The 25696-nt window shown below is 71.0% G+C and carries 27 protein-coding genes and 2 tRNA genes; 13 read left to right on the forward strand and 16 right to left on the reverse strand.

Annotated elements, in window-relative coordinates:
* Window positions 1-178 precede the first annotated feature (178 nt).
* From ACQUQD_RS20995 to ACQUQD_RS21035, 9 genes are all read left to right on the forward strand, one after another.
* A tRNA-Arg gene (locus ACQUQD_RS20995) sits at window positions 179-251 on the forward strand.
* Window positions 252-528: 277 nt separating this feature from the next.
* On the forward strand, window positions 529-1215 hold the full coding sequence (locus tag ACQUQD_RS21000; RefSeq protein WP_428953666.1) for a DUF2797 domain-containing protein: 687 nt from the start codon (window positions 529-531) through the stop codon (window positions 1213-1215).
* A gap of 151 nt (window positions 1216-1366) precedes the next feature.
* Entirely contained in the window at window positions 1367-1738 is a 372-nt protein-coding gene (locus ACQUQD_RS21005; RefSeq protein ID WP_428953667.1) for an antibiotic biosynthesis monooxygenase family protein, read from the forward strand.
* Between the two features lie 94 nt (window positions 1739-1832).
* Complete coding sequence (locus ACQUQD_RS21010; protein WP_428957616.1) at window positions 1833-2687, forward strand: amidohydrolase family protein; 855 nt, start codon at window positions 1833-1835, stop codon at window positions 2685-2687.
* Window positions 2688-2765: 78 nt separating this feature from the next.
* On the forward strand, window positions 2766-3500 hold the full coding sequence (locus ACQUQD_RS21015; RefSeq protein ID WP_428953668.1) for a chitinase: 735 nt from the start codon (window positions 2766-2768) through the stop codon (window positions 3498-3500).
* 106 nt (window positions 3501-3606) lie between these two features.
* Window positions 3607-4356, forward strand: coding sequence for a response regulator transcription factor (locus tag ACQUQD_RS21020; protein ID WP_428953669.1), 750 nt, complete (start codon window positions 3607-3609; stop codon window positions 4354-4356).
* On the forward strand, window positions 4353-5849 hold the full coding sequence (locus tag ACQUQD_RS21025) for an ATP-binding protein (protein WP_428953670.1): 1497 nt from the start codon (window positions 4353-4355) through the stop codon (window positions 5847-5849). The genes ACQUQD_RS21020 and ACQUQD_RS21025 overlap by 4 nt, the downstream gene beginning before the upstream one ends.
* Before the next feature lie 26 nt (window positions 5850-5875).
* A complete protein-coding gene (locus tag ACQUQD_RS21030) occupies window positions 5876-7270 on the forward strand; it encodes a glycosyltransferase (RefSeq protein ID WP_428953671.1) in 1395 nt (464 codons plus the stop codon).
* On the forward strand, window positions 7267-9495 hold the full coding sequence (locus ACQUQD_RS21035) for an ArnT family glycosyltransferase (RefSeq protein WP_428953672.1): 2229 nt from the start codon (window positions 7267-7269) through the stop codon (window positions 9493-9495). Before ACQUQD_RS21030 ends, ACQUQD_RS21035 begins: the two co-directional genes overlap by 4 nt.
* A gap of 160 nt (window positions 9496-9655) precedes the next feature.
* Here the strand turns inward: ACQUQD_RS21035 and ACQUQD_RS21040 are convergent, their stop codons facing one another.
* A complete protein-coding gene (locus ACQUQD_RS21040) occupies window positions 9656-10522 on the reverse strand; it encodes an endonuclease/exonuclease/phosphatase family protein (RefSeq protein ID WP_428953673.1) in 867 nt (288 codons plus the stop codon).
* A gap of 101 nt (window positions 10523-10623) precedes the next feature.
* On the opposite strand from ACQUQD_RS21040, the gene ACQUQD_RS21045 reads away from it, so the two are divergent.
* Both ACQUQD_RS21045 and ACQUQD_RS21050 read left to right on the forward strand, forming a co-directional pair.
* A complete protein-coding gene (locus ACQUQD_RS21045) occupies window positions 10624-12162 on the forward strand; it encodes an MFS transporter (protein WP_428953674.1) in 1539 nt (512 codons plus the stop codon).
* Window positions 12163-12258: 96 nt separating this feature from the next.
* On the forward strand, window positions 12259-13014 hold the full coding sequence (locus ACQUQD_RS21050; protein WP_428953675.1) for a TetR/AcrR family transcriptional regulator: 756 nt from the start codon (window positions 12259-12261) through the stop codon (window positions 13012-13014).
* On the opposite strand, the gene ACQUQD_RS21055 is transcribed toward ACQUQD_RS21050, so the two are convergent.
* The 4 genes from ACQUQD_RS21055 to ACQUQD_RS21070 all read right to left on the reverse strand — a co-directional run bounded on the left by ACQUQD_RS21055 (window position 13011) and on the right by ACQUQD_RS21070 (window position 17632).
* Complete coding sequence (locus ACQUQD_RS21055; RefSeq protein ID WP_428953676.1) at window positions 13011-13478, reverse strand: PPOX class F420-dependent oxidoreductase; 468 nt, start codon at window positions 13476-13478, stop codon at window positions 13011-13013. The genes ACQUQD_RS21050 and ACQUQD_RS21055 overlap by 4 nt on opposite strands.
* A 51-nt stretch (window positions 13479-13529) precedes the next feature.
* Window positions 13530-14348 (reverse strand): YceI family protein, encoded by an 819-nt coding sequence (locus ACQUQD_RS21060; RefSeq protein WP_428953677.1) that lies wholly within the window; start codon window positions 14346-14348, stop codon window positions 13530-13532.
* 214 nt (window positions 14349-14562) lie between these two features.
* Entirely contained in the window at window positions 14563-17112 is a 2550-nt protein-coding gene (locus ACQUQD_RS21065) for an MFS transporter (RefSeq protein ID WP_428953678.1), read from the reverse strand.
* A gap of 19 nt (window positions 17113-17131) precedes the next feature.
* A complete protein-coding gene (locus ACQUQD_RS21070; RefSeq protein WP_428953679.1) occupies window positions 17132-17632 on the reverse strand; it encodes a MarR family winged helix-turn-helix transcriptional regulator in 501 nt (166 codons plus the stop codon).
* Window positions 17633-17826: 194 nt separating this feature from the next.
* Here ACQUQD_RS21070 and ACQUQD_RS21075 point away from each other — a divergent pair, with 194 nt between their 5' ends.
* Window positions 17827-18039, forward strand: coding sequence for a hypothetical protein (locus tag ACQUQD_RS21075; RefSeq protein ID WP_428953680.1), 213 nt, complete (start codon window positions 17827-17829; stop codon window positions 18037-18039).
* 53 nt (window positions 18040-18092) lie between these two features.
* On the opposite strand, the gene ACQUQD_RS21080 is transcribed toward ACQUQD_RS21075, so the two are convergent.
* The 9 genes from ACQUQD_RS21080 to ACQUQD_RS21120 form a co-directional block, all read right to left on the reverse strand.
* Entirely contained in the window at window positions 18093-18719 is a 627-nt protein-coding gene (locus ACQUQD_RS21080) for a hypothetical protein (RefSeq protein WP_428953681.1), read from the reverse strand.
* 261 nt (window positions 18720-18980) lie between these two features.
* The gene (locus ACQUQD_RS21085; RefSeq protein ID WP_428953682.1) at window positions 18981-19919 is read right to left on the reverse strand and encodes an RNA polymerase sigma factor SigF; all 939 of its coding nucleotides are present in this window, start codon (window positions 19917-19919) and stop codon (window positions 18981-18983) included.
* A 247-nt stretch (window positions 19920-20166) separates the two neighbouring features.
* Window positions 20167-20988, reverse strand: coding sequence for an RNA polymerase sigma factor SigF (locus tag ACQUQD_RS21090; RefSeq protein WP_428953683.1), 822 nt, complete (start codon window positions 20986-20988; stop codon window positions 20167-20169).
* 174 nt (window positions 20989-21162) lie between these two features.
* A complete protein-coding gene (locus ACQUQD_RS21095; protein ID WP_428953684.1) occupies window positions 21163-21456 on the reverse strand; it encodes a Dabb family protein in 294 nt (97 codons plus the stop codon).
* 29 nt (window positions 21457-21485) lie between these two features.
* Window positions 21486-21674 (reverse strand): hypothetical protein, encoded by a 189-nt coding sequence (locus tag ACQUQD_RS21100; RefSeq protein WP_428953685.1) that lies wholly within the window; start codon window positions 21672-21674, stop codon window positions 21486-21488.
* 445 nt (window positions 21675-22119) lie between these two features.
* Window positions 22120-22204: transfer RNA gene (locus ACQUQD_RS21105), tRNA-Ser, on the reverse strand.
* Between the two features lie 10 nt (window positions 22205-22214).
* Complete coding sequence (gene tadA, locus ACQUQD_RS21110; RefSeq protein WP_428957617.1) at window positions 22215-22673, reverse strand: tRNA adenosine(34) deaminase TadA; 459 nt, start codon at window positions 22671-22673, stop codon at window positions 22215-22217.
* 78 nt (window positions 22674-22751) lie between these two features.
* Window positions 22752-23303: a hypothetical protein gene (locus tag ACQUQD_RS21115; RefSeq protein ID WP_428953686.1), complete on the reverse strand. Its 552-nt coding sequence runs from the start codon at window positions 23301-23303 to the stop codon at window positions 22752-22754.
* A 204-nt stretch (window positions 23304-23507) separates the two neighbouring features.
* Window positions 23508-23714, reverse strand: coding sequence for a hypothetical protein (locus ACQUQD_RS21120; RefSeq protein ID WP_428953687.1), 207 nt, complete (start codon window positions 23712-23714; stop codon window positions 23508-23510).
* Between the two features lie 122 nt (window positions 23715-23836).
* On the opposite strand from ACQUQD_RS21120, the gene upp reads away from it, so the two are divergent.
* Window positions 23837-24472: a uracil phosphoribosyltransferase gene (gene upp, locus ACQUQD_RS21125; RefSeq protein ID WP_428953688.1), complete on the forward strand. Its 636-nt coding sequence runs from the start codon at window positions 23837-23839 to the stop codon at window positions 24470-24472.
* Between the two features lie 83 nt (window positions 24473-24555).
* On the opposite strand, the gene ACQUQD_RS21130 is transcribed toward upp, so the two are convergent.
* Both ACQUQD_RS21130 and ACQUQD_RS21135 read right to left on the reverse strand, forming a co-directional pair.
* Complete coding sequence (locus ACQUQD_RS21130; RefSeq protein ID WP_428953689.1) at window positions 24556-25212, reverse strand: LytR C-terminal domain-containing protein; 657 nt, start codon at window positions 25210-25212, stop codon at window positions 24556-24558.
* Between the two features lie 98 nt (window positions 25213-25310).
* The gene (locus tag ACQUQD_RS21135; protein WP_003955420.1) at window positions 25311-25607 is read right to left on the reverse strand and encodes a type II toxin-antitoxin system VapB family antitoxin; all 297 of its coding nucleotides are present in this window, start codon (window positions 25605-25607) and stop codon (window positions 25311-25313) included.
* Between the last annotated feature and the right edge of the window lie 89 nt (window positions 25608-25696).

Here is a 25696-nt window from a genome sequence, read left to right on the forward strand (position 1 = left end):
AAGCCCCGGTCCACACGGACCGGGGCTTCGGCGTTTCCTCCCGGCCGTGGGCGCGTTTTCGCAGGTCACAACGGGTGCGGCAAACGGATTTCACATGGCGGCGGCAGTCATGTAATGTTCTTCCTGTCGCCGCGAGCGGGCCGAAAGGCCGGGGAGCGGAGACGAAAACTAAAGACAAGCACTCGTAGCTTAACGGATAGAGCATCTGACTACGGATCAGAAGGTTGCAGGTTCGAATCCTGCCGAGTGCACACAGATAAGAAGCCCCCGGAGATCCTCCGGGGGCTTCTTCGTGTATCCGGCGTTGTCAGTGGGCTGCGTCATGCTGGCCGTATGACGTGGTGGTGCACCGGGATGCGATGGCGTGGGGGCGGGCCGGTGTTCGGATGGACGGGGGACGGGGGTGAGCGGGAGAGCGGGGTGAGGTTCGGGGAGCCGGTCGCGTTCCGGGTCGGTGGGGTGCGGCGGTGTCCGGGGGTGTGGCGCGGGGGACGGCGGACGCCGTGTCCGGGGCGGGAGGCCGCGCCGGTGCGGGGGACGCGGGCGCAGTGCGGGGAGTGCGCGGGGATCGACCGGGCGCGGTCCGTGGCCGCGGACACCCTCGCCGATGATCCGCGGCCGTACCACGTGTATCTGGCGTGGTTCGGGGACGGACTGGTGAAGGTGGGGATCACCGGTGTGGGGAGGGGGAGCGCGCGGCTGCTGGAGCAGGGGGCGGTGGCCTTCACCTGGCTGGGGCGGGGGCCGTTGATGGCGGCCCGGCGGGCCGAGGAGCTGCTGCGGGTGGCGCTCGGGGTGCCCGACCGGATTCCGTACGAGCGCAAGCGTGCCGTTCGGGCGGGGCTGGCCGGGGTCGAGGGGCGGGGCGCCGAGCTGGTGCGGGCGCATGCCGTCGCCGCGGGGATCGGGGACGGGTGGCCCGAGTCGTTGGAGCGGCTGCCGTGCCGGGTCGTCGATCACGGGGAGGCGTTCGGGCTCGCGGCGATCGACCGGGTGGACGCCGTGGTGAGCGGGCTCGTCGAGGGGGCCGTGGTGGCGGGGACCGTGGTCGCGGCCGCCGGGCCCGATCTGCATCTCGTCGAGCCGGCCGGGCGGCGGCTCGTGGTGGACACGCGGGTGCTGGCCGGTTGGCCGTTGGAGCGGGCGCCGGCCGGTGCGAGCGGGGCGGGGGTCGTGGTGCGGGAGGTGCCCGGGGTGCAGGGCGGGTTGTTCTAGGTCCTGTCCGCCGGACGTGGCCAGCCCCCCTGGAACGACCGGCTGACCGGCCGGCCGGTTGTCGACCGGAGGGTCAAGTCTCGGCTCCCGTACGGCAAGGAGCGGAGCGGGAGGGTGGACAGCGGGGAGGGGACCGGTGACCGTGGGGGACATGAGTGATCACAGCGATGCGCCTGTCCGGCCGTTGCCGGCCTTCGAACTGCCTTACTACGTCGTGGTGTTCAGTTCCGTGCGCACGGAGGGGGACCACGGGTACGGGGAGACGGCCGGGCGGTTGGACGAGCTGGTGCGGGAGATCCCCGGCTACTTGGGGCACGAGTCGGCGCGCAAGCCCGGCGGGCTCGGGATCACCGTGTCGTACTTCCGGGACGTCGCGGCCATCGAGCGGTGGCGGTCGGTCGGCGATCATCGGGACGCGCAGCGGCAGGGGCGGGCCGAGTGGTACGAGGCGTACACCGTGCATGTCGCCGAGGTCGTGCGCGGCCACGGGTTCGCGCGTGAGCGGAGTGAGCGAAGTGAGTGAAGTGGGCGGAGTGGGCGGGGTGAGTGAGACGCACAGGGGGAGCGGCGGCAGCGACGGGAGTGATGGGAGCGACGGGAGTGGTGAGGCGCGGCAGATCGCCGCGTTTCGCGCGCGGCACGGGTTGCCGGGCCTCGTCGACGTGCACACCCACTTCATGCCCGACCGGGTACTGCGCAAGGTGTGGGCGTACTTCGACGCGGCCGGGCCGCTGGTGGGGGCCGAGTGGCCGATCGCGTACCGGGAGGAGGAGGGGGTTCGGCTCGCGCGGCTCCGGGAGTTCGGGGTCGTGGCCTTCACCTCCATGCTGTATCCGCACAAGGCGGGGATGGCGCAGTGGCTGAACGGATGGGCCGCCGATTTCGCCGCGCGGACGCCGGACTGCCTGCACACCGCCACCTTCTATCCCGAGCCGGGCGTCGAGGCGTATGTGCGGCGGGCGGTCGAGGCGGGGGCGCGGGTCTTCAAGGCGCATGTGCAGGTGGGGGCGTACGACCCGAACGATCCGCTGCTCGATCCCGTCTGGGGCCTGCTCGCCGAGGCCGGTGTGCCCGTCGTGACGCACTGCGGGTCGGGGCCCGCGCCCGGCAAACACACCGGGCCCGAGCCGATGGCGCGGGTGCTCGCCCGGCATCCGCGGCTGCCGCTCGTCGTCGCCCACCTGGGGATGCCGGAGTACGCCGAGTTCCTGGATCTGGCCGAGCGGTACCGGGAGGTGCGGCTCGACACGACGATGGCGTTCACCGGGTTCAGCGAGCGGCAGGCGCCGTTTCCGAAGGGTGAGCTGGGGCGGCTCGCCGATCTGGGGGACCGGGTGTTGCTGGGCAGCGACTTCCCGAACATTCCCTATCCGTATGTGCATCAGCTGCACGTGATCGAGGAGTTGGGTCTTGGGGCGGACTGGGTGCGGTCCGTCTGTTACGGGAACGGGGCGGCGCTCTTCCTCAAGTAGGGCGGGTGTGACGGGAGGTGAGCTGGGTAGGTTCGGGCGCGGACGCTTGGTCCAGACCAACTTCCCGGAGGTGCTGGTGTGTTGAGGCGATGTGCGGTGTGGGTGCTGGCCGCCGCTGTCGGGTTGCTCGGTGCCGTCGTCGTACCGGGATCGGCGACCGCCGCGCCGGGCACGTCCGGCCCGGCCGGCAGGGGGCGCTTCGTCGTCAGCGAGGCGCAGTTCGAGCGGATGTTCCCGCAGCGGGACTCCTTCTTCACGTACGAGGGTCTGGTGAAGGCCACCGAGGCGTACCCGCGCTTCGCGCACACCGGCGGCCGGGCGCTGCGGAAGCGGGAGGCCGCCGCCTTCCTCGCCAACGTCAGCCATGAGACGGGAGGGCTGTACTACGTCGTCGCGCAGAACAAGGAGACGTATCCGGTCTTCTGCGACGAGACGCAGCCCTACGGCTGTCCCGCCGGGCACGACGCCTACTACGGGCGCGGCGCGATCATGCTCAGCTGGAACTTCAACTACAAGGCCGCGGGGGACGCCCTCGGTCTCGACCTGCTGAACAACCCGTGGCTGGTCGAGCAGGATCCGGCCGTGGCCTGGATGACCGCCCTCTGGTACTGGAACACGCAGACCGGTCCCGGAACGATGACCGGGCACGACGCGATGGTGTCGCGGGCCGGGTTCGGGGAGACCATCCGCAGTCTGAACGGGACCGCCGAGTGCGACGGCGGGAACACCGCGCAGATGCGGCACCGCGTCGACCTGTACGTCTCCTTCACCCGGCTCCTGCACGTCGCGCCGGGGCGCGGGCTGACCTGCTGACCGCAGGCCGCGTGCAAGGGCGTGCCTGAGAGACACCTGTGCGTTTCTCAGGGAATTCACAGGTTCGGAAAAGGGTGCTCTCAGAGGAGCGTCGCAAGGTTGCAACATGACCGCGACCTCGCCCCAGGGGCGTACCGAACTGCTGAGGCCGGACGGAAGCCCCGTCCGGGTGCTTGTCGTGGACGACGAGCAGTCGATCACCGAGCTGTTGTCCATGGCCCTGCGCTACGAGGGCTGGCAGATCCGGGCCGCAGGTGACGGGACCGGAGCCGTGCAGACCGCGCGCGAGTTCCGGCCCGACGCCGTCGTGCTCGACATGATGCTGCCGGACATGGACGGGCTGAGCGTGCTCGGGCGGCTGCGCCGTGAGCTGCCCGAGGTCCCCGTTCTGTTCCTCACGGCGAAGGACGCCGTGGAGGACCGGATCGCCGGGCTCACCGCGGGCGGCGACGACTACGTCACCAAGCCGTTCAGCCTGGAGGAGGTCGTCGCGCGGCTGCGCGGGCTGATCCGGCGCACCGGGGCGGCCGACCGGCGCAGCGAGTCCGTGCTCGTCGTCGGTGACCTGATGCTCGACGAGGACAGCCACGAGGTGTCGCGGGGCGGGGCCCACATCCACCTGACCGCGACCGAGTTCGAGCTGCTGCGGTTCCTGATGCGCAATCCGCGGCGCGTGCTCAGCAAGGCGCAGATCCTGGACCGGGTGTGGTCCTACGACTTCGGCGGCCAGGCCAATGTCGTCGAGCTGTACATCTCGTACCTGCGGCGGAAGATCGACGCGGGGCGGGAGCCGATGATCCATACGCGGCGCGGGGCGGGCTATCTGATCAAGCCTGCCGCTACGACGGTGTCGTGAAGCGGGCCCGCACCCTGCGGATCCGGCTCATCGTCACGGCCGTCGGGCTCATCGCCCTGGTCAGCGTGGTCATCGGCACGGTGACGACCCTGGCGCTGCATTCGTATCTGTACGGGCAGCTGGACGACAAGGTCGGGCAGGTCGTCCGCATGGCCGGGGGCGGCGGTGGCCCCGAGGGCCGGGAACCCGGGGGGCAGGCGCGCGCACACGACCTGTCGTTCCTGGGCCTGCCGGGTCCCGGCGGCCAGTACACGGTGGGCGCGCTGGTCGACGACGGCTCGCTCACGCAGGCGGCGATCTCCGACCGCGATTCCCTGACGGGCACCACCGATCTGACCGCGTCCCAGAAGGACGCCCTCGCCTCCGTCCCCCGTGATGGCCGGCCGCACAGCGTCAGCCTGCCCGGCCTCGGGAACTACCGCGTCCAGTCGTCCGACGACGGCACGTTGGTCGTCGGCCTGCCCTCCGGCGACGTCGACTCCACCCTCAACACCCTCATCGTCATAGAACTGTCCGTCACCGGCGCCGGCCTGCTGGCCGCGGGCGTGACCGGCGCCGTGATGGTCGGCGTCGCCCTGCGCCCCCTGCGCCGCGTCGCCGCGACAGCGACCCGCGTCTCCGAACTCCCCCTCCACAGCGGCGAAGTCACCCTCTACGAACGGGTCCCGGACGCCGAGGCCGATCCCAGGACCGAGGTCGGGCAGGTCGGGGCCGCGCTCAACCGGATGCTCGACCATGTGCACGGCGCCCTGGAGGCGCGGCAGCAGAGCGAGACGCGGGTGCGGCAGTTCGTCGCGGACGCCAGTCATGAGCTGCGCACCCCGCTCGCCTCCATCCGCGGGTACGCCGAACTGACCCGGCGCGGCCGCGAGGAGACCGGCCCCGACACCCGGCACGCCCTCGGCCGCATCGAGTCCGAGGCGCACCGGATGACCGGCCTGGTCGAGGATCTGCTGCTGCTCGCCCGGCTCGACGCGGGCAGACCGCTGTCGTACGAGCCGACGGACCTGTCGCCCCTCGTCGTGGACGCGCTCAGCGACGCCCGCGCCGCCGACCGGGACCACGCCTGGCGGCTCGAACTGCCCGACGAACCGGCCACCGTGCTCGCCGACTCCGCGCGGCTGCACCAGGTCCTGGTCAACCTGCTCGCCAATGCCCGTACGCACACGCCCCCGGGCACCACCGTCACCGCCCGCGTGCACCGGCACGGCCCCTGGGTCCGTCTCGACGTGCAGGACGACGGGCCCGGCATCCCCGCAGAGCTGCAGCCGCACGTTTTCGAGCGGTTCGCGCGCGGGGACTCCTCGCGGTCCCGCAAGGCCGGCTCCACCGGTCTCGGGCTCGCCATCGTGCAGGCCGTCGCGGCCGCGCACGGGGGTGCCGTGACCGTCGACAGCGTGCCCGGCAGGACGGTGTTCACCGTGCATCTGCCGGCCCATCAGGAGCCCGTCATGTACTCACAGGCAGGGCATAGCGTCACCACACAGCGCTAACAGGGCAGTTGGCGAATGTCGATGGCATGCGAACCGACTCTTCTCCGGGCATCGACCCCACCGCCGCGAGGTTCGGGGCGCTGCCGGCGCGGGAGCACCTCCCCGTGGGCAGCGGCGATGTGCCGGTCCTGGACGTTGTCATCCCCGTCTACAACGAGGAGAAGGACCTCGGCGCCTGCGTGCGCAGACTCCACGCCCACCTCGTGCGCACCTTCCCCTACCGTTTCCGCATCACGGTCGCGGACAACGCCTCCACCGACAGCACACCCCAGGTCGCCCACGGGCTGACCGCCGAGCTGCCGGGCGTCACGTACTCCCGGCTGGAGCAGAAGGGGCGCGGGCGCGCCCTGCGCACCGTCTGGTCGGCGTCCGACGCCCCCGTCCTCGCGTACATGGACGTCGACCTGTCCACCGACCTGAACGCCCTGCTGCCGCTCGTGGCCCCCCTCATCTCCGGGCACTCGGATCTCGCGATCGGGTCCCGGCTGGCCCGGTCCTCCCGGGTCGTGCGTGGCCCGAAGCGCGAGTTCATCTCCCGCGCCTACAACCTCATCCTGCGCGGCTCGCTGCAGGCCCGCTTCTCCGACGCCCAGTGCGGCTTCAAGGCGATCCGGCGCGATGTGGCGCAGGTGCTGCTGCCGCTGGTGGAGGACACCGGCTGGTTCTTCGACACCGAGATGCTGGTCCTCGCCGAGCGGGCCGGGCTCCGTATCCACGAAGTGCCCGTCGACTGGGTCGACGACCCGAACTCGACGGTCCACATCGTCAAGACGGCCACCGAGGACCTCAAGGGCGTGTGGCGCGTCGGCCGGGCGCTCGCCACCGGCTCGCTCTCCCTCGACCGGCTGGCCCGCCCCTTCGGCGACGACCCGCGCGACCGACAGCTCCCGGGCGTGCCCAAGGGGCTGGCCCGCCAGCTGGTCGGCTTCTGCGTCGTCGGCGGTCTGTCGACGCTGCTCTACCTGCTGCTCTACTCCGGCTTCCGTACGTTCTCGGGGGCCCAGGTCGCCAACGCGCTCGCCCTGCTCGTCTCCGCGGTCGCCAACACCGCCGCCAACCGGCGGCTGACCTTCGGGGTGCGCGGCCGTGACCGGGCCGTCCGCCACCAGGCCCAGGGCCTCGTCGTCTTCGGCATCGGGCTCGCCCTGACCAGCGGTTCCCTCGCCGCCCTCAACGCGGCGTCCGGCAGCCCGGCGCACTCCACCGAGCTGGCCGTGCTCATCGCGGCCAACCTCGCGGCGACCGTGCTGCGCTTCCTGCTCTTCCGGGCGTGGGTGTTCCCCGAGCGCACCGCCCCGGCGCCCGCCGCCCCGGCTCCCGTGCACCATCCTCAGGTTCCGCAGGCCTGGGACGACGCGACGGCGCAGCTGAACGCCGTACGCGCCCACGACCACGATCTCGATCCCAGGACACCGCGATGACCACAGACCTCCATCCGTACGACGCCGCTCCGGCGGCGCCCGAGGCATCACCTCCTCCCGGCGGCGGACACGGCCGTCCCAAGGACTCCCTCCCGCGGCGCGTGTGGCGCGGCCGGCCCGAGGACGCGCGCTGGGTGCGCCCGGCCTTCCTCGGCCTGCTCCTCGTCATCGGCCTCGCCTACCTGTGGAACCTCTCCGCGTCCGGCTACGCCAACTCCTTCTACTCGGCGGCCGTCCAGGCGGGCAGCGAGAGCTGGAAGGCGTTCTTCTTCGGCTCGTCCGACGCGGCGAACGCCATCACCGTCGACAAGCCTCCGGCCGCGCTGTGGCCCATGGCGCTGTCCGTGCGGATCTTCGGCCTGAACTCCTGGGCGATCCTCGTCCCCGAGGTCCTGATGGGCCTGGCCACCGCCGGTGTCCTGTACGCGGCCGTGCGCCGCCGCTTCAGCGCCGCCGCGGGCCTGATCACCATGGCGGTGTTCGCGACGACCCCGGTCGCCGCGCTGATGTTCCGCTTCAACAACCCGGACGCGCTGCTCGCGCTGCTGATGACCGTCACGGTCCACTGCGTGCTGCGCGCCGTGGAGCGCGGCCGCACCAAGTGGCTGGTCTGGGCGGGCGTCGCCGTCGGCTTCGCCTTCCTCACCAAGACGCTGCAGGCCTTCCTGATCCTGCCGCCGCTCGCCGTGCTCTACGCGGTCCTCGCGCCGACGCGGCTGCGCAAGCGGCTGGGCCAGCTCGCCCTCGCCGGGCTCGCGATGATCGTCGCGGGGGGCTGGTGGGTGGCCGTCGTGGAGCTGTGGCCCGCGTCCTCGCGCCCGTACATCGGCGGCTCCCAGAACAACTCGTTCCTTGAACTGACCTTCGGCTACAACGGCCTCGGCCGGATCAGCGGCGACGAGACCGGCTCCGTCGGCGGCGGTGGCGGCGGCACGGGCGGCACCGGCCAGTGGGGCGAGACCGGCATCGGCCGGATGTTCAACTCCGAGATCGGCAGCCAGATCTCGTGGCTGATCCCGGCCGCGCTGATCCTGTTCGTCGCGGGTGTCGTCCTGACGTGGAAGGCGAAGCGGACGGACACGGCACGCGCCGCGTTCCTCGCGTGGGGCGGCTCGCTGCTGATGACCGGCCTGGTCTTCAGCTTCATGGCCGGCATCTTCCACCAGTACTACACGGTGGCCCTGGCCCCCTACGTCGCGGCGCTGATCGGCATGGGCGCGACGGTCCTGTGGGAGGAACGGGCGCGGATCACGGCGTCGGCGACCCTCGGCGTCTCGGTCGCGGTCACGGCCGTGTGGGGTCACGTACTGCTCGGGCGGACGGCGGACTATCTGCCGTGGCTGCGGTGGGCCGTGCTCATCGGCGGGCTCGTGGCGGGACTCGGACTCGCGTTCGCGGGTCGCCTCAACCGTCAACTGGCGCTCGGCGCGGCCGGGCTGGGCCTCGTGGCGTCCCTCGCGGCGCCGACCGCGTACACCATCAGCACGCTGAACACCGGGCACACCGGGTCGATCGTCACGGCGGGTCCCTCGGGGGCGAGCATGATGGGCGGCGGCGGGCCCGGTGGGGGCGGTGGCGGTGGCCGGGGCGGATTCCCCGGCGGCGGCCAAGGCGGCCAAGCCGGTCAGGGCGGTCAGGGCGGCCAAGCCGGCCAGGGCGGTCAGGGTGGCCAGATGGGCCAGCCGCCCACCGGCACCGGCACCGGCAACCAGCAGGGCGGCGGCTTCCCCGGCGGCGGCATGCCCGGCCAGAACCAGCAGGGCAACCAGAACCAGCAGGGCAACCAGGGCACCGGCAAGACCCAGCGGCAGGGCGGCATGGGCGAGGGCGGGCCCGGCGGTGGCGGCGGCATGGGCGGACTGCTCAACGGCGCCCAGGTCAGCACCAAGGCCAAGAAGCTGCTGGAGAAGAACGCCGACGACTACACCTGGGTGGCGGCCACGGTCGGTTCCCAGAACCAGGCGAGCTACCAGCTGGCCACCGGCGACCCGGTGATGGCGATCGGCGGCTTCAACGGCACGGATCCGTCGCCGACGCTGGCCCAGTTCAAGCAGTACGTCGAGGACGGAAAGATCCACTACTTCATCGGGAGCGGTTCCGGTGGCGGCATGGGTGGATCGAGCTCCGGCTCATCGTCCAAGATCACGTCGTGGGTGGAGTCCCACTTCAAGAAGGTGACGGTCGGGAGCGCCACGTTCTACGACCTGACGCAGCCGAAGAGCTGATTCCTTCTCCCTGCTCTCGCCCCTTCCCGAAGCGGGAAGGGGCGAGAGCACGTCCGATCAAGCCCCTGCGGCGATTGAGCAGCGGGGCCCGGGGCGGAGCCCCGTGTCGTTCGCCGTCGCGCGGCCGGTGGGGGGCTGGTCGCGCAGTTCCCCGCGCCCCTCAGCGGGGCATGGACAGATCGGCCACCACCGGCCTGTGGTCCGACGCGGCCGCCTCGCCCGGCACCGACACCGACCGCACCCGTATCCCCTCCCCCACCGCCACGTAATCGATCCGGTTCACGGGCGCGTCCGCCGGATACGTGCCGCCGTTCGCCGGCCCCGCATCCCGCAACTCCTGCCACAAGGGTCCGAGTTCCGGCGCCGACGGAGCCGCGTTGAAGTCGCCGAGCAACACCTGCCGCGCCCCCGGGACGGAACCCCGTTCGGCTGCCATGATCCGCCGCGTGTCCGCGACCTGCGCCACCCGCACCGCCGGGTCCGCGCGGTAGTCGAGGTGTGTCACGAACACCTGCACCGGCACCCCGCGCACCTTCAGCGTGACCTCGCCGAAGCCGGGGGCCGGCGCCGGTACGGGGTTCGGGTCCTGCGTGGACAGCCGGGTGATCTCGTGGTTCGCGGCGGCCCGGATCGGATACCGGGACAGCACCGCCACTCCGAACTCGCGCCGCGGTCCCCCGGCCGGGTCCGGATCGAGGCTGTAGATCGGCGCGAACGACACCTGCATCCCGAGCCGCTCCGCCAACTCCCGCGCCACGTCGCGTCCTTGGCTGCGGGTGCCCCAGTGCACGTCCACTTCCTGGAGCCCGATCACGTCCGCGTGCAGCGAGCGCAGCGCTGCCGCCTGCCGGTCGAGGTCGAAGACGTTGTCCATGCCGGCCCCGGCGTGGATGTTGTAGGTGGCGATCCGGAGGGGGACCGCGCCGTGGGGTCCGGCCGCGGCCGAGGCGGGCGGCACCGCCAGGACCAGGCTCAACAGGGCTGCGGACAGGGTCAGTTGAGGCAGTGCGCGGGTGCGTATCGGCATGCCGGAACCGTATGCGGAAAACCTTGTTGTACGCCGTACGTCTTATCCCTTACGGTGTACGGCGACGCTCAGTCGTACGCCGTATAAGAAGAGGGGGGCCCATGACAGCGACGACCGCAGAGAACGCCGAGAACGCTGAGAACGCCGAGGAAACCGGCCGGCCGGGCCCGGCCGGAGGCCACCCGCAGCGCTGGCTGATCCTCGGTGTCATCTGCCTCGCGCAGCTGACCGTGCTGCTCGACAACACGGTCCTGAACGTCGCGATCCCCTCCCTCACCGAGGAGCTGCACGCGTCGACCTCGGACATCCAGTGGGTCATCAGCGCCTACTCGCTCGTGCAGTCGGGCCTGCTGCTCACCGCCGGCAGCGCCGCGGACCGCTACGGGCGCAAGAAGATGCTCGCGGCGGGCCTGGTGCTGTTCGGCGTGGGCTCGCTCGTCGCCGGACTGGCCGGGTCCACCGGGCAGTTGATCGCCGCCCGGGCGGGCATGGGGATCGGCGGCGCGCTGCTGATGACCACCACCCTGGCCGTCGTCGTGCAGATCTTCGACGAGGCCGAGCGCGTGAAGGCGATCGGCCTGTGGGCGACGGTCAACTCGCTCGGCTTCGCCGTCGGCCCGCTGCTCGGCGGCGTGATGCTCGACCACTTCTGGTGGGGCGCGATCTTCCTCATCAACATCCCGGTCGCGGTCATCGGCCTCGTCGCCGTCCTGGCGCTCGTACCGGAGTCGAAGAACCCGCGGGGCGACCGGCCCGACCTGCTCGGCGCGCTGCTCTCCACGATCGGCATGACCGGTGTCGTCTACGCGATCATCTCCGGCCCCGACAAGGGATGGACCTCCGCGCCGACCCTCGCCTCGGCCGCGGTCGGCATCCTCGTGATGGCCGCGTTCGTGCTGTGGGAGCTGCGCATCCCGTACCCGATGCTGGACATGCACTTCTTCCGGAACCAGAAGTTCACGGGCGCGGTGGCGGGCGCCGTGCTCGTCGCCTTCGGCATGGGCGGCTCCCTCTTCCTGCTGACCCAGCACCTCCAGTTCGTCCTCGGGTACGGGCCGTTGGAGGCGGGCCTGCGCACGGCGCCGCTCGCGCTGACCATCGTCGCGCTGAACCTCAGCGGCGTCGGCGCCCGGCTGCTCGCCAAGGTGGGCACCCCGGTCACCATCGCCTCCGGCATGAGCTGTCTGGCGGCGGGGCTCGCGGCGATCGCCCTGCTCGGCTCGGACAGTTACGGCGGGATGCTGGCGGGCCTGGTCGTCATGGGCGTGGGCATCGCCTTCGCCATGCCGGCCATGGCCAACGCCATCATGAGCGCGATCCCGCCGGAGAAGGCGGGCGTGGGCGCGGGGGTCAACGGCACGCTCGCCGAGTTCGGCAACGGACTCGGGGTGGCCGTGCTCGGCGCCGTCCTCAACGCCCGCTTCGCGGCGCTGGTGTCGGTCTCCGCGGCCTCGCTCCCGGCGGCGCTGGCGGCGGCCGGGTCGGCGCAGGAGAGGGCCCGGATCGCCGACTCGTTCTCCTCGGGCCTCGGGACCAGCCAGCTGGTCGGGGCCGTCGCCGTGCTCGTCGGCGGACTGCTGGCCGCGGCGTTGCTGCGCAGGGCGGAGCGGGCAGACTCAGCCGTGGTGGCTTCCGCATAGCATCGGTGCGGGCGGACCGCCGGGTTCCGCAAGAACCCAGGGTCCGCCCGCGTACGACAACTCCCGGGAAGGTGCGCCATGGTGAAGGCAGCGCGGATGAGTGTCTGGCTCGAGGACTCAGGGGCCAAGGCGCCGCGCAGTCGGCGCAGTGAGCAGCCCAGCGGCCTGGACCGGGAACGGATCACCGAGGCCACCGTGAAGCTGCTCGACGAGGAAGGGCTCGCCAAGTTCTCGATGCGGCGCCTCGCGGGCGAGCTCGGGGTCACCGCGATGTCCGTGTACTGGTACGTCGACACCAAGGACGACCTGCTGGAGCTCGCGCTCGACCGGGTCTTCGGCGAGCCCCGGTTCCTCGCCCTGGACGAGGGGCCGGACGTGGACTGGCGCGATCAGCTCCGGGAGCTGGCGGCCGAGTACCGGTCGCTCATCGTCCGCCACCCCTGGACCTCGACACTGACCGGCAACTTCCTCAACATCGGCCCGAACTCGCTGCGGTTCTCGCGCGCGGTGCAACTGGTCATCTCCCGCACCGGCCTCTCCCTGCCCCGGCAGCGCGGGGCCATCGCGTCCGTCTTCCAGTTCGTCTACGGGTACGGCACCATCGAGGGCCACTTCGTGCAGCGGTGCGGCGAGGCGGGCATGACGCAGGACGAGTACTTCCGCGAGGCGATGTACGCGTTCAGTGTGCCGCCGGAGATGGCGGAGAACTTCAAGCACGCCGAGCGGTTGATGGAGACCATGGAGGAGGGCGACACCGTGGAGGAGATGCGCGACCTGGACTTCCAGGTCGCGCTCGAACTGCAGATCGCGGGCATCGAAGCCCTGGTGGCCCGGGAGCGGGCCGATTCCTAGCCCTCGGTGAGCCTGGCCGGGAATCCGCCGGTGGCGATGGGGCCCCACTTCTGCGGGGTGACCCGGATGAGGGACTTGCCCTGCTTGATCATCGCCTCGCGGTACTCGTCCCAGTCCGGGTGCTCGCCCGAGATGTTGCGGAAGTACTCGACCAGGGGCTCGACCGAGTCGGGGGAGTCGAGGACCTCGGCGGTGCCGTCGACCTGGACCCACGGGCCGTTCCAGTCGTCGCTGAGGACGAGCACGCTCACGCGCGGGTTCCGCTTGGCGTTACGGGTCTTGGCGCGCTCCGGGTAGGTGGAGACGACGATCCGCCCGGAGTCGTCGACCCCGCAGGTCAGCGGTGAGGCCTGCGGGGTGCCGTCGGCGCGGGCGGTGATCAGGAGGGCGCGGTGGCGGGGGCGTACGAAGTCGAGCAACTCGTCCAGCGATACGCGGGTGTTGGTCGCGATGTTCGGAGCCATGCCCCGCACCTTACGACTTCGACCCCGCTCGAGCCCGCCGCGCGATCCCGTTCAGGCCTGCGGCAGCGTGTCGCCCTGCACCGCCTGGATGTCCAGCTCCACCTTCAGTGTCGCGCCGATCGCCGCGATACCGGCCTGCACGACCTGGTTGTAGTTCATGGCGAAGTCCTCGCGCTTCAGCTCGGCCGTCGCCTTGAACGCCGCGCGGGTGCCGCCCCACGGGTCGGCGCCGGTGCCCAGGTAGCTCAGGTCGAGGTCGACCTGGCGGGCGACGCCGTGCATGGTGAGCTCACCGTGCACCGTCCAGCGGTCCGGGCCCGCCGGGCTCAGCCCGGTCGACCGGTAGGTGATCTCCGGGTACGTCTCCACGTCCAGGAAGTCCGGCGACTTCAGGTGGCCGTCGCGCATGCCGTTGCCGGTGTCGATCGACGCCGACCGGATCACGGCCTCGACGCGGGACTTCTCGACGTCCTGCGCGATGTCGACGCGGGCGGCGAAGTCGGTGAACCGCCCGTGCACGGACGTGATCCCCAGGTGCTGCGCGGTCGCGGCGATCGTGGAGTGCGCCGGGTCGACCGTCCACGGCCCGGGCGGCGGCAGCTCGGCGCCGCCCTGCCGGGCCAGCACGACCGTGCCGACCTCGGCGCGGCCGGTCGCCGTGACCAGCGCGGTGGAGGCCGCGGGGGCGTACCCGACGGCGGTCACGATCACGGTGTAGGGGCCGGGCGTGAGGGCGGACGCGTCGTGCACGGCGCCCTCGTCGTCGGCCTCGGCCCGCAGCACCTGCGCGCCCGTCATGTCGGTCACCGTGACGACGGCGTGCGGCAGAGCCCACCCGTCCCGCGTACGGATCCGCGCACTGAGTCCCATCGTTCACATCTCCTAGCTCAAGTTCTCACATACGTGGGGGAGTTGGTCGCACCCCCGACGCGAACGGGCCCCGGCCCGTGACGTCTCCGGCCGTCCCCTGCCGTTAACGACGCCACCGGGTCCGGGGCCCATTTCCCACAACCGGCCCGGGAGGTCCGCGTCTCCGCTCGAAGCGCGGGCCGCCCGGTCCGGGGTCCTGAAGGAACCGCTCGGACTACTCGCCGGGGTGCGAGAGTTCGATGTCGTGTCCGTCGACGCCACTGCCCTGCACGCTGAGGTGCGTGGCCACCGGCGGGTAGCCGGTCGCGATGACCGTGTACTCGCCGCCGTCCAGGTCGGTGAAGGCGTACGCGCCGTCCTCACCGGTCGTCGACGTCGCGACGACGTTGCCCGCGGCGTCGATGAGCGTGACCCGCGCGTCGTTCAGCGACCGGCCCGCGGCCCGTACGGTGCCCTGCACCTGGGAGCCGGAGCTCAGGTCGATCTCGACGCGGGTGACACCCGTGCCGCCGACCTCGACGGGCAGCGCCATCGGACGGTGTCCGGCGGCGTTCACCGCGACGGTCACCGGTCCGGGCACCAGCTCGGCGAAGGTGAACTCGCCCTCCTGGCCGGACATCCCGGTGGCGAGCACGTCACCGCGCACGTCCGTCACGATGACCATGGCGCCGGTGACCGGGGCCTTGGACTCGGCGGCCCGGACGACACCGCTCAGCCCGCTGGTGCCGCTGAGCAGGATGTCGTACGCGACCGGCTCCTCGCCGACGACGACCGTGGAGGCCTGCGGCTGGTAGCCGTCCGCCGAGGCGATCAGCACGTACGAGCCGGCGCCGGGGGCGTCGACCCCGTAGGAGCCGTCGCCCTGGGCCACCGCGCGGCCCAGCTGCCGTCCGCCGAGCGAGATCAGCGTGACCGCGGCCCGCGGGACCGGGGCGGACTCGGCGCCGCGGACGTAGCCACGGACCGGGGTGCCGCCGCCGGTGCTCTGCGTCGGGACGTCACCGGCGACGGACGCGATGGCGGCGAGACGCTGGGTCTGGGTGTCGGCGGCGGGCTCACCCGCACCGACCAGGCTGGGCACCCGCTCGTTCTCGCCCTGGGCCGGGGCCTGGGCGGGGGTGGCGGTGATGCCGGCGGGGGCGCCGGAAGCGGCCGCCTCGGTCTCCTTGGCCTGGTCCAGGCCGCCCGACGTACGCAGCGGAACCTCCTTGATGAACAGCGTGGCGATGAGGGCGAGCAGCGCGATCGGCGCGGCGATCAGGAAGACGTCGGCGATGCCGTGCCCGTAGGAGCTCTCCATGATCGTGCGCAGCGGCGCGGGGAGCTTGTCCAGGTCCGGGATGGCGCCGCCGCCGGTACCGCCGTGGCCGAGGGCCGCGCCCTTGGGACCGAGGTCGGCGAGGCCGTCCTTCACGTAGTGCGTGATGCGGGTGGACATGATCGAACCGAGCGCCGAGACACCCATCGCACCACCGAGGGAGCGGAAGAAGGTGACCGTGGAGCTGGCCGAGCCGATGTCCTGCGGGGCGACCTGGTTCTGGGTGCAGAGCACGAGGTTCTGCATCATCATGCCGACGCCGAGACCCATCAGGGCCATGAAGACCGCGACGCGCCAGTACGGGGTGTCGTAGCGGATCGTGCCGAGCAGGCCTAGGCCCGCCGTGATGAGGACGCCGCCGGAGACCAGCCACGCCTTCCACTTGCCGGTCTTGGTGATGACCTGGCCCGCGACGGTCGACGAGATGAACAGGCCGCCGATCATCGGGATCGTCATGACACCGGACATCGTCGGCGACTTGCCGCGCGCCAGCTGGAAGTACTGCGAGAAGAACACGGTGCCCGCGAACATCGCGACACCCACGAAGAGCGAGGCGATCGAGGCGAGCGTGATGGTGCGGTTGCGGAAGAGCCGCAGCGGGATGATCGGCTCGGCGGCCTTGGTCTCCACGAGGATGAAGATCAGGGCGAGCACGACCGCGCCGCCCACCATCGCGCCGGTCTGCCACGACAGCCAGTCGTACTTGTCGTCGGCGAAGGTGACCCACAGGAGCAGGGTGCAGACCGCGGCGGTGATGAAGAAGGCACCGGCCCAGTCGACCTTCACGTTGTCGCGCCGGACGACGGGGAGCTTCAGCGTCTTCTGCAGGACGATGAGCGCGATGATCGCGAACGGCACGCCGACGTAGAAGCACCAGCGCCAGCCCAGCCACGAGGTGTCGGTGATGACACCGCCGAGCAGCGGGCCGCCGACGGTGGCGACGGCGAAGGTCGCACCCAGGTAGCCGGAGTAGCGGCCCCGCTCGCGCGGGGAGATCATCGCGGCCATCACGATCTGCGCGAGGGCGGACAGACCGCCGACGCCGATGCCCTGGACCACGCGGCAGGCGATCAGCATGCTGGGGCTCTGCGAGAGCCCCGCCACGACCGAGCCGCCCACGTAGACGATCAGGGCTATCTGGACGAGCGCCTTCTTGCTGAAGATGTCGGCGAGCTTGCCCCACAGGGGCGTGGTCGCGGTCATCGCGAGCAGCGAGGCGGTGACGACCCAGGTGTAGGCGGACTGGCCGCCGCCGAGGTCACCGACGATCTCGGGCAGAGCGTTGGTGACGATCGTCGACGACAGGATCGCGACGAACATGCCGAGCAGCAGCCCGGACAACGCTTCCATGATCTGCCGGTGCGTCATCGAAGCGCCGTCGGCGGCCGCTCCTCCGTGCTTGGCGGCATGGCTGCCCCGCACACCGGACGGTGTGGATGTTGCCATGGGAATCCTTTTCTTACGTTTACGCGGGTGTACGGGTGGTCTGTGTCGAAGTCTGCGCGGCGACGGGGAACTGTCCGCGGGACGCCGTCGTCCGGCAGTCCCCGAAGCTGTCGCGCAGTCGCGTCATCAGGGCGATCAGCTGGTTGACCTCGTCGTCGGACCAGTCGCTCAGCCGGTCGGCGAGCAGCTGTGTCGTCCGCACGTTGAGGTCGTCCATCTGCTCGTGCCCCTCGGCGGTGAGGGTGAGGATGCGCGAGCGCTTGTCGGCGGGGTCGGGACGGCGCTCGATCCAGCCGCGGTCGGCGGTGTGGGTCACGTGCCGGCTGGCCACGGACATGTCGACGGCCATCAGCTCGGCCATCCTGCTCATCCGCATGTCGCCGTAGCGCTTGAGGAGAGTGAGGACGGCAGCCGAACCTGCCGGACAGTCATGGGGCAGGATGCGCGCCATATCCCTTTTGACGGCGCCGAAGGCGCTGAGCTGTCGGGCCAACTCGTCGTAATGACGCTGTGCGGCCACAGCACCTCCTGACCGAAACCTTATTTGTTGCTTAGGGCAACCATAGAAGCAGTTGGTTGCCGCAGGCAAACTAAAAGGGACGTTCGACCCTAAAATCACGGCAAAGGCAAGGTGTGGGCAGGTAAAGTCGCAGCTCAAGTGACCTATGGGCAGGCTGTGGCGCCTGTCGCGCCGATTCGCTAGGGTCCTGCCCCATGGCACACAACCCCCAGGGCCCGGGCCCCGAAGGCAACAACGACCCCGCGGGCAGCACCCAGATGTTCCGCGCCTTCGTCGACGAGGGCGGCACCCCCACTCCGCGCGCGCAGGCGGCCCCGGTGAAGTCCGGCCCCGGCGCCGGTCTGGTCATCGGCATCGTGGTCGCGGTCGTCGTGATCGCGGCGGTGGCGTGGCTGGCGCTCAAGTAGCAGGTATGCGGCCGTAGTCGAGGCCGCGCCGCGCGCCGTGTGCGCTCCGTCGGCTACTTCCAGTCGACGGAGACGTCACGGGTCTCGACGTGCATCCCGAGCGGGACCCGCCAGGACTCGACGCACACGGTCCACGTCTTCTTCTTCTCCTCCCCGGCCCCGATGGGCACGGGGAGCTTCTCGGTGGACTCGATGGTCGCCCAGTCGACCCCGAGCGAGCCGATGATGTGCGTCTCGAACGTCACCGTGCCCGAACGCACCGCGCTGCCACCGGAGTTGCGCAGCACCAGGGTCACGTCCTGGCACCAGCGCTGGTCGGCGTCCTTGAGCTCGGGCTCGCTCACCTTGAGGGCGGCCGGCCCGGCCGGAGCCGGCGTCCCGCTGCCGCCGGACGATCCGCCGGGCGCCGAACTGCTCGGAGTGTCCGGTGAGTTGGCGGCACCGCCCTGGCCGGCGCCCTGGCCCGTGTCCTCGCCGGCGGCCCCGCCGCCGTCCGCACCGGTGTCCGCGGCGGAACCGCTGCCGGACGCTCCCTGCTCAGCGCCGCTTCCGGCCGCCGCCGAACCGTCCGTGCCCTCGGTCCTCGATCCGCCGGCGTCCGGTGAGCCGCTCGATGCCCCGGGGGCGTCCGGCTCGGCCGAGTCCAGCGGTACGAGCCGCACCTTTCCGGTGGGCGCCACGCTCGACCCGGGCGCACCGGGGGATCCTCCCGCGGCTCCCACGGCGACGTACCCGGCCGGCCCGTCGCCCCCGCCGAAGGCGGCGACGGCACCCAGACACACCACAGCGACAGAGGCGGCCCCTACAGCGGCCCCACGACGCCCTCGCACCCACGTCCGTACCATCGCGCCAGTGTGTCTGACGGTCCGTCAATTAGGAACCCCGGGTGCCCTCCTGATCGACGGAGGGCCACGGGGCGGTACGCCGCGGAGGGGTCGGCGTCAGTCCGCGATCAGGCCTTCGCGCAGCTGGGCCAGCGTCCGGGTGAGCAGCCGGGAGACGTGCATCTGCGAGATGCCGACCTCCTCGCCGATCTGCGACTGCGTCATGTTCGCGAAGAAGCGGAGCATGATGATCTGGCGCTCGCGCGGCGGAAGCTTGGCCAGCAGCGGCTTCAGCGACTCCCGGTACTCGACGCCTTCGAGCGCCGTGTCCTCGTAGCCGAGCCGGTCCGCGAGCGAGCCCTCGCCGCCGTCGTCCTCCGGGGTCGGCGAGTCCAGCGAGGACGCGGTGTACGCGTTCCCCACCGCGAGGCCGTCGACCACGTCCTCCTCCGAGACGCCCAGCACCGCGGCGAGCTCGGGGACGGTGGGCGAGCGGTCCAGCTTCTGCGCGAGCTCGTCGCTGGCCTTGGTCAGGGCGAGCCGCAGCTCCTGCAGGCGCCGCGGCACCCGCACCGACCAGGAGGTGTCCCGGAAGAACCGCTTGATCTCGCCCACCACCGTGGGCATCGCGAACGTCGGGAACTCGACGCCGCGCTCGCAGTCGAACCGGTCGATCGCCTTGATCAGCCCGATCGTGCCGACCTGGACGATGTCCTCCATCGGCTCGTTGCGGCTGCGGAAGCGTGCCGCCGCGTACCGCACCAGGGGCAGGTTCAGCTCGATGAGGGTGTCGCGGACGTAGGCCCGCTCGGGGCTGTCCTCGTCGAGTGCGGCAAGGCGCAGGAACAGGGAGCGGGACAGGGTGCGGGTGTCGATGGACCCCGACGACCCGGTGGTCTCCGGCGCTGTGGACGCTTCGGGGGTCTGCGGAGCCTGCGCCGGAACGGAGGCCGGGACAGGAGTGTCGATCAGCGCGGCGGTCGTGGACGCGTTCACGTCATCGGACGCGCCGGGCGTGAGCGTGAGCACCTTCGAGCTGCCCTGGTCTACGGACATGCCACCCCCTTGAGGTCGCGGACGGTCGCGGCGGACGCTCCCGTCAGGTAAGAGCGCAGCCTCCACCTGAATACCGGACGTGAGGCTGCGCCAAACGCGGTTCCAGCAGAATGTCACATGTCGGCAACACGCTGTAGTGACATGTCGACATGGAAGGGGCGAATCCGCGCAGGAAACAGGGGGTGCGGGCCCGGCGGACGACATTTCCCGTCGGGAAATCCCCGCAGGGTGGGTCTACCCGTTTCAGCTACGCATCGATCCTGTTTGCGGATCGAAGTCTGGCGAAGCTGCGGGCGAGGAGTCTTGACACGTGCATCTGGGAGACACCCAGTTCGGCGCTGATCTGAGACTGGGTCAAGTTGCTGTAGTAGCGCAGCAGCAGGATCCGCTGCTCGCGCTCGGGCAGCTGGACCAGCAGGTGCCGGACGAGGTCGCGGTGCTCGACGCCGTCGAGTTCGGGGTCCTCGTAGCCGAGCCGGTCGAGCAGGCCCGGCATCCCGTCGCCCTCCTGCGCGGCCTCCAGGGACGTCGCGTGGTACGAGCGTCCGGCCTCGATGCAGGCCAGCACCTCGTCCTCGCCGATGCGCAGCCGCTCGGCGATCTCGGCGGTGGTGGGGGAGCGCCCGAAGGCCGTGGTCAGGTCCTCGCTCGCGGCGTTCACCTGCACCCACAGCTCGTGCAGCCGCCGTGGCACGTGCACGGTGCGCACGTTGTCGCGGAAGTACCGCTTGATCTCGCCGACCACCGTGGGCATCGCGAAGGTCGGGAACTGCACGCCGCGGTCCGGGTCGAACCGGTCGATGGCGTTGATCAGCCCGATCGTGCCGACCTGGACGACGTCCTCCATCGGCTCGTTGCGGCTGCGGAAGCGGGCCGCCGCGTACCGCACGAGCGGGAGGTTCGCCTCGATGAGCGCGCCGCGCACCCGGGAGTGCTCGGGGCTGCCCGGCGGCAGGTCCTTGAGCTGGGCGAAGAGGACCTGGGTGAGGGCGCGGGTGTCGGCGCCGCGGGTGGTCTTCGTCGCGGGCGGCGCTTGAGGCGCAGTACTGGCCGGCACGGTCAACGCCACCTCTGTCTCCGTCAACTCATCGGTCAAAAGCGGTCATAGCATCACAAGACATGTGCACTGTGTGCAAGCACCGCATAACTACGTGTTGACGGGCAAGTTGGGGCATTCGATGGATCGGGACGCGAAAAAGCCCCCCACCGTTCCGGTGAGGGGCCGTTCAGTCGTGCGAGCGGCTCAGAACGCGTAGTCGGCGATCACCCAGGTGGCGAACTCCCGCCACAGCGCGACGCCCGCCTGGTGCGCGGGGTGTTCGAGGTACCGCTGCAGCGCGTCGGTGTCCTCGACCGCCGAGTTGATCGCGAAGTCGTACGCGATGGGGCGGTCGGTGATGTTCCAGTCGCACTCCCAGAACGTCAGCTCGGGGATCTGCTCGCCCAGCGCGCGGAAGGCGGCGACGCCCTCGACCACGCGCGGTTCGTCACGGCTCACACCGTCGTTGAGCTTGAAGAGGACCAGATGGCGGATCACGGCTGTGCTCTCCCTCGAAGGGCTCGGGACTACTTGCCGCCGTTGACGACCCAGGTCATGAAGTCGCCGATGGACTGCGCGGCGGTCGAGACGCCCTCGAACCCTATCTGCACGTAGTCGGCGGCCTTGGCGGGGTCGGTGATGATCACGTAGGCCACGAAGACGACCACGACGAACAGAGCGATTTTCTTCGGCTGCACTACGTTCGGCCTCCCCATGCCCGCGCCTGCGCCACCGCTGTTCACCGTGTGGCCCCTGTTGCCGGGCGCGAGTCTATCCCGGTCATCAGCTCACCTGACCTTTAAGGACCAACGGCCCGTGGCTACAGGTCCTTTGCCGTGACCGGGGAGTGTGGAAGTGGCGCAGGATGGGTGATGAGCCCGGAGGGTCTGGCAGGAATCCGAAGGGCAGGGACGGTCCCCGACTGCGGGGTTCGCGCCGCTCGCTTCCCCCCTGACGCGGCGCGGACTTACGGGATTCCGTCCTCATCGGGGGAAGCGGCTTGTCCCCCCGATGCCGCTTCCCCCGACCAAGCGGGACGAGAGCCCCGGCGCCACTGGTCAGGCGCCGGGGCTCTTCGTGTGCGCACCGCATCGGGCGCACAACTGAACATGCAGAACGCCCCTCTTCCTCGGTGAACCCGTGGAAGAGGGGCGTTGTCAGCGGTAGCGGAGGGATTTGAACCCTCGGTGAGTTTCCCCACACTCGCTTTCGAGGCGAGCTCCTTCGGCCGCTCGGACACGCTACCGAGAGGAACTCTAGCCCAAGGTGGGCCCTGGTCTGAAATCCGTATCCCTGAAGAAGCTCGTGAGGGGCTTCGCGCACTCCTCGGCGAGGACGCCGGAGACGACCTCGGGCCGGTGGTTGAGCCGCCGGTCGCGGATCACGTCCCACAGGGAGCCGGCCGCTCCGGCCTTGTCGTCACGGGCTCCGTAGACGACGCGGTCGAGGCGGGACTGGACGATGGCACCCGCGCACATCGTGCACGGTTCGAGGGTGACGACGAGCGTGCAGCCGGTGAGCCGCCACTCGCCCACGGCCTCGGCCCCCCGGCGGACGGCCAGGACCTCGGCGTGGGCGGTGGGGTCGCCGGTCAGCTCCCGCTCGTTGTGCGCGGTGGCCAGCACGGTCGTCCCGTCGGGCGCCAGGAGCACGGCGCCGACGGGTACGTCGCCGTCCCGCGCGGCGAGCCCGGCCTCGGCCAGGGCCTGCCGCATGGGCGGCTTCCAGGGGTCTCGTACGGGATCGGGTTCGGGCTCGGTGGGTGTCACGGCCAGGAATCTATCCCCGCCCGCTCAGCGCACGGTCTCGAGCACCTCCGCGGCGCCCAGCGCGTCCGCGATCTCGCTCAGCGCGTCCGAACCGTCCAGAGCGAGCAGCTCCTTCTCCGGGACGCCCAGGTCGGCGAGGATCTCGGTGTCCCCGATCGGCCCGGCGGGCACGGCCTCGGCGCCCGCGCCGTCGTCGCTCTCCTCGTCGTCGTCCGGTGCCTCCGATTCGCCGTCCTCCGTGCCGTCCAGGTCGAGGGAATCCAGATCGTCGTCGGCGTCCGGATCCTTGCCGAGCAGTTCGTCGGTGAGCAGGATCTCGCCGTAGCTGCTGCGAGCGGCGGCCGCGGCGTCCGAGATGTAGATGCGAGGGTCGTCCTCGCCGTCCACGCGGACGACGCCGAACCACACATCCTCTTGTTCGATGAAGACGAGGACGGTGTCGTCCTCGGCGCCGGCCTCGGCCAGCGCCTCGCGGGCCAGGTCGGACAGGTCCGACAGGGTCTCCACGTCGTCGAGCTCTGTATCGCTCGCTTCCCACCCGTCTTCGGTGCGCGCGAGCAGTGCGGCGAAGTACACCGTGACTCTCCCACTGGTCTCAGGTGCCGGTCGGGGGTCCCCCCGGCGGAGTCTTGGAGGCGGGGAGTGCAGTTCAAGCCCCGCCCACTCGGAATCGTGGCAGAAAGAACGGCTTCAAGAGAGGTCTTCCGCGCGCTGTGTTCGCGTCGCGTCTCCGGGGAGAGTGTCCGATGTGAGGCGCGTCACCTGTACGGGACCGCCGAGTCACCAGCGAAAGGTGCGCATCCGCATCTGCTGGCGCATCCGCGCGGCCCGCGCGCGGCGCGGCTGGACCCGGTCGCGCAGCTCGCGCGCCTCGGTCAGTTCGCGCAGGAACATGGCGCGGCGCCGCCTGCGTTCGGCGTCCGACTCCATGGGCTCACCGGGCTCGGGGCCCCGGTCCGGCCCTTCTCGGCGCTTCTGGTCGGTCATCCCGACACCACCACCCCAGTCCCCCCGCGGTCGACGAGTTCTTTCCACTTTCCCTCCGTGGGGGCCCTTGATGCCACTGCGCGGGGGAGCCGTGGCCGTGGGCCCCGGTTACTGTTGAGGACATGCGGATCCACGTCGTCGACCACCCTCTTGTGGCGCACAAACTCACCACACTGCGCGACCAGCGCACCGACTCCCCGACCTTCCGGCGCCTGGCCGACGAGCTGGTCACCCTGCTCGCGTACGAGGCGACCCGGGACGTGCGCACCGAGCAGGTCGACATCGACACCCCGGTGTCCCGGACGACCGGCGTGAAGCTGTCGTACCCGCGCCCGCTCGTGGTGCCGATCCTGCGCGCGGGCCTCGGCATGCTCGACGGCATGGTCCGCCTGCTGCCGACCGCCGAGGTGGGCTTCCTGGGCATGGTCCGCAACGAGGAGACGCTGCAGGCCTCCACGTACGCGACGCGCATGCCGGACGACCTCTCCGGGCGCCAGGTCTACGTCCTGGACCCGATGCTCGCCACGGGCGGCACGCTCGTCGCGGCGATCCAGGAGCTCATCAAGCGCGGCGCGGACGACGTCACGGCCGTGGTGCTGCTGGCCGCGCCGGAGGGCGTCGAGATCATGGAGCGGGAGCTGGCGGGGACGCCGGTCACCGTGGTGACCGCGTCGGTCGACGAGCGGCTGAACGAGAACGGGTACATCGTGCCGGGCCTCGGCGACGCCGGCGACCGCATGTACGGCGCCGCCGAATAGCGGCTCCGCCCGTCACACAAGAGCCGCGGTCGCGTCCGCTCACCCGGTGAGCGGACGCGACCGCGGCTCTTTGTCGTGTGCGGTTACGCGCAGCTCGGCGACGCGGAGGGCGCGGGCTTGGGGTGGGTCAGGGCCGCCAGGGCCTTGTCCGCGGCCGGCTTGGCCGTCAGCTCCTTGAAGCCGGTGCCGATGATCAGGTCGACTTCGGCCGGTTTCGTGCGGGCGTCCGTCTTCTGCTCGGCGCCGGACAGCTGCGTGCCGAGCACCGGCAGCGCCGCGTCGGTCGCCGTCTTCGCGCCCAGCAGTATCCCGGGCCCCTTGACCTTCTTGTCGTACGCCTTCGTCGCGTTGCCCACGTCCCCGATCGCGAAGCCGCGCTTCTTCAGCTCGGCGGCGGTCTCCTTGGCCAGGCCGCCGCGAGGCGTGGCGTTGAGGACGTTCACCTTGATCTGGGCGGGGGCGGGGAGCTTCTTCGCGTCCGCGGGCTTCGTGCCGGTGGGCGACGCGCTCGCCCGCTTCTCGCAGTCCGCGGCGCCCGGGCCCGCGGCGGTGGACTTGCCGCCGCCGGTGAAGACGTGGACGAGCTGGAGCGTTCCCCAGCCGATCAGGGCGACCGCGGCGACGGACGCGACGACCGCGAGCACGATCCTGCTGCGCGGGCGGCCACGACGCATACGAGGGTATTTGTCCCCCGTGATGCGGTACTTGCCGCCCATGCCGGGGGGAGTGAGCATGCTCATGGGCGCAGCGTAGTGCCGCTCGGCGGCGATGCCTATTAAATGATCACGGCCCGGTGCCCAGTCCAACCCAAAAGGGCCAATGCGGACTTGGCGGGCCGTCAGCCCAGTTCGAGTACGCGGGCGTGCAGCACCTGGCGCTGCTGGAGCGCGGCGCGGACGGCGCGGTGCAGGCCGTCCTCCAGGTACAGGTCGCCCTGCCACTTCACGACGTGCGCGAAGAGGTCGCCGTAGAACGTGGAGTCCTCGGCGAGCAGGGTCTCCAGATCGAGCTGGCCCTTGGTCGTCACCAGCTGATCGAGGCGGACCGGGCGCGGCGCGACGTCCGCCCACTGCCGGGTGCTTTCCCGGCCGTGGTCGGGGTACGGCCGGCCGTTTCCGATGCGCTTGAAGATCACACGGAAAGCCTACCGGGCGAGGCTCTCCGGGCGCAGCCATGGAGACGGAGTGCGACTCTGGGAAATAACGCCCTGAAGTGGGGTGAAAT

The sequence above is a fragment of the Streptomyces sp. cg35 genome, assembly GCF_050410835.1.
Classification (GTDB): Bacteria; Actinomycetota; Actinomycetes; order Streptomycetales; family Streptomycetaceae; genus Streptomyces.

What these genes read in the sequence shown, in the direction of transcription:
- ACQUQD_RS21100 (WP_428953685.1), bottom strand. Translation starts at nt 21,674, where the DNA reads ATGGGGAGGCCGAACGTAGTGCAGCCGAAGAAAATCGCTCTGTTCGTC.
- ACQUQD_RS21040 (WP_428953673.1), bottom strand. Translation starts at nt 10,522, where the DNA reads ATGCCGATACGCACCCGCGCACTGCCTCAACTGACCCTGTCCGCAGCC.
- tadA (WP_428957617.1), bottom strand. Translation starts at nt 22,673, where the DNA reads ATGCGGCAGGCCCTGGCCGAGGCCGGGCTCGCCGCGCGGGACGGCGAC.
- ACQUQD_RS21055 (WP_428953676.1), bottom strand. Translation starts at nt 13,478, where the DNA reads ATGGCTCCGAACATCGCGACCAACACCCGCGTATCGCTGGACGAGTTG.
- ACQUQD_RS21020 (WP_428953669.1), top strand. Translation starts at nt 3,607, where the DNA reads ATGACCGCGACCTCGCCCCAGGGGCGTACCGAACTGCTGAGGCCGGAC.
- ACQUQD_RS21065 (WP_428953678.1), bottom strand. Translation starts at nt 17,112, where the DNA reads ATGGCAACATCCACACCGTCCGGTGTGCGGGGCAGCCATGCCGCCAAG.
- ACQUQD_RS21085 (WP_428953682.1), bottom strand. Translation starts at nt 19,919, where the DNA reads ATGTCCGTAGACCAGGGCAGCTCGAAGGTGCTCACGCTCACGCCCGGC.
- ACQUQD_RS21050 (WP_428953675.1), top strand. Translation starts at nt 12,259, where the DNA reads ATGAGTGTCTGGCTCGAGGACTCAGGGGCCAAGGCGCCGCGCAGTCGG.
- ACQUQD_RS21060 (WP_428953677.1), bottom strand. Translation starts at nt 14,348, where the DNA reads ATGGGACTCAGTGCGCGGATCCGTACGCGGGACGGGTGGGCTCTGCCG.
- ACQUQD_RS21130 (WP_428953689.1), bottom strand. Translation starts at nt 25,212, where the DNA reads ATGAGCATGCTCACTCCCCCCGGCATGGGCGGCAAGTACCGCATCACG.
- ACQUQD_RS21030 (WP_428953671.1), top strand. Translation starts at nt 5,876, where the DNA reads ATGCGAACCGACTCTTCTCCGGGCATCGACCCCACCGCCGCGAGGTTC.
- ACQUQD_RS21075 (WP_428953680.1), top strand. Translation starts at nt 17,827, where the DNA reads ATGGCACACAACCCCCAGGGCCCGGGCCCCGAAGGCAACAACGACCCC.
- ACQUQD_RS21005 (WP_428953667.1), top strand. Translation starts at nt 1,367, where the DNA reads ATGAGTGATCACAGCGATGCGCCTGTCCGGCCGTTGCCGGCCTTCGAA.
- ACQUQD_RS21045 (WP_428953674.1), top strand. Translation starts at nt 10,624, where the DNA reads ATGACAGCGACGACCGCAGAGAACGCCGAGAACGCTGAGAACGCCGAG.
- ACQUQD_RS21120 (WP_428953687.1), bottom strand. Translation starts at nt 23,714, where the DNA reads ATGACCGACCAGAAGCGCCGAGAAGGGCCGGACCGGGGCCCCGAGCCC.
- ACQUQD_RS21035 (WP_428953672.1), top strand. Translation starts at nt 7,267, where the DNA reads ATGACCACAGACCTCCATCCGTACGACGCCGCTCCGGCGGCGCCCGAG.
- upp (WP_428953688.1), top strand. Translation starts at nt 23,837, where the DNA reads ATGCGGATCCACGTCGTCGACCACCCTCTTGTGGCGCACAAACTCACC.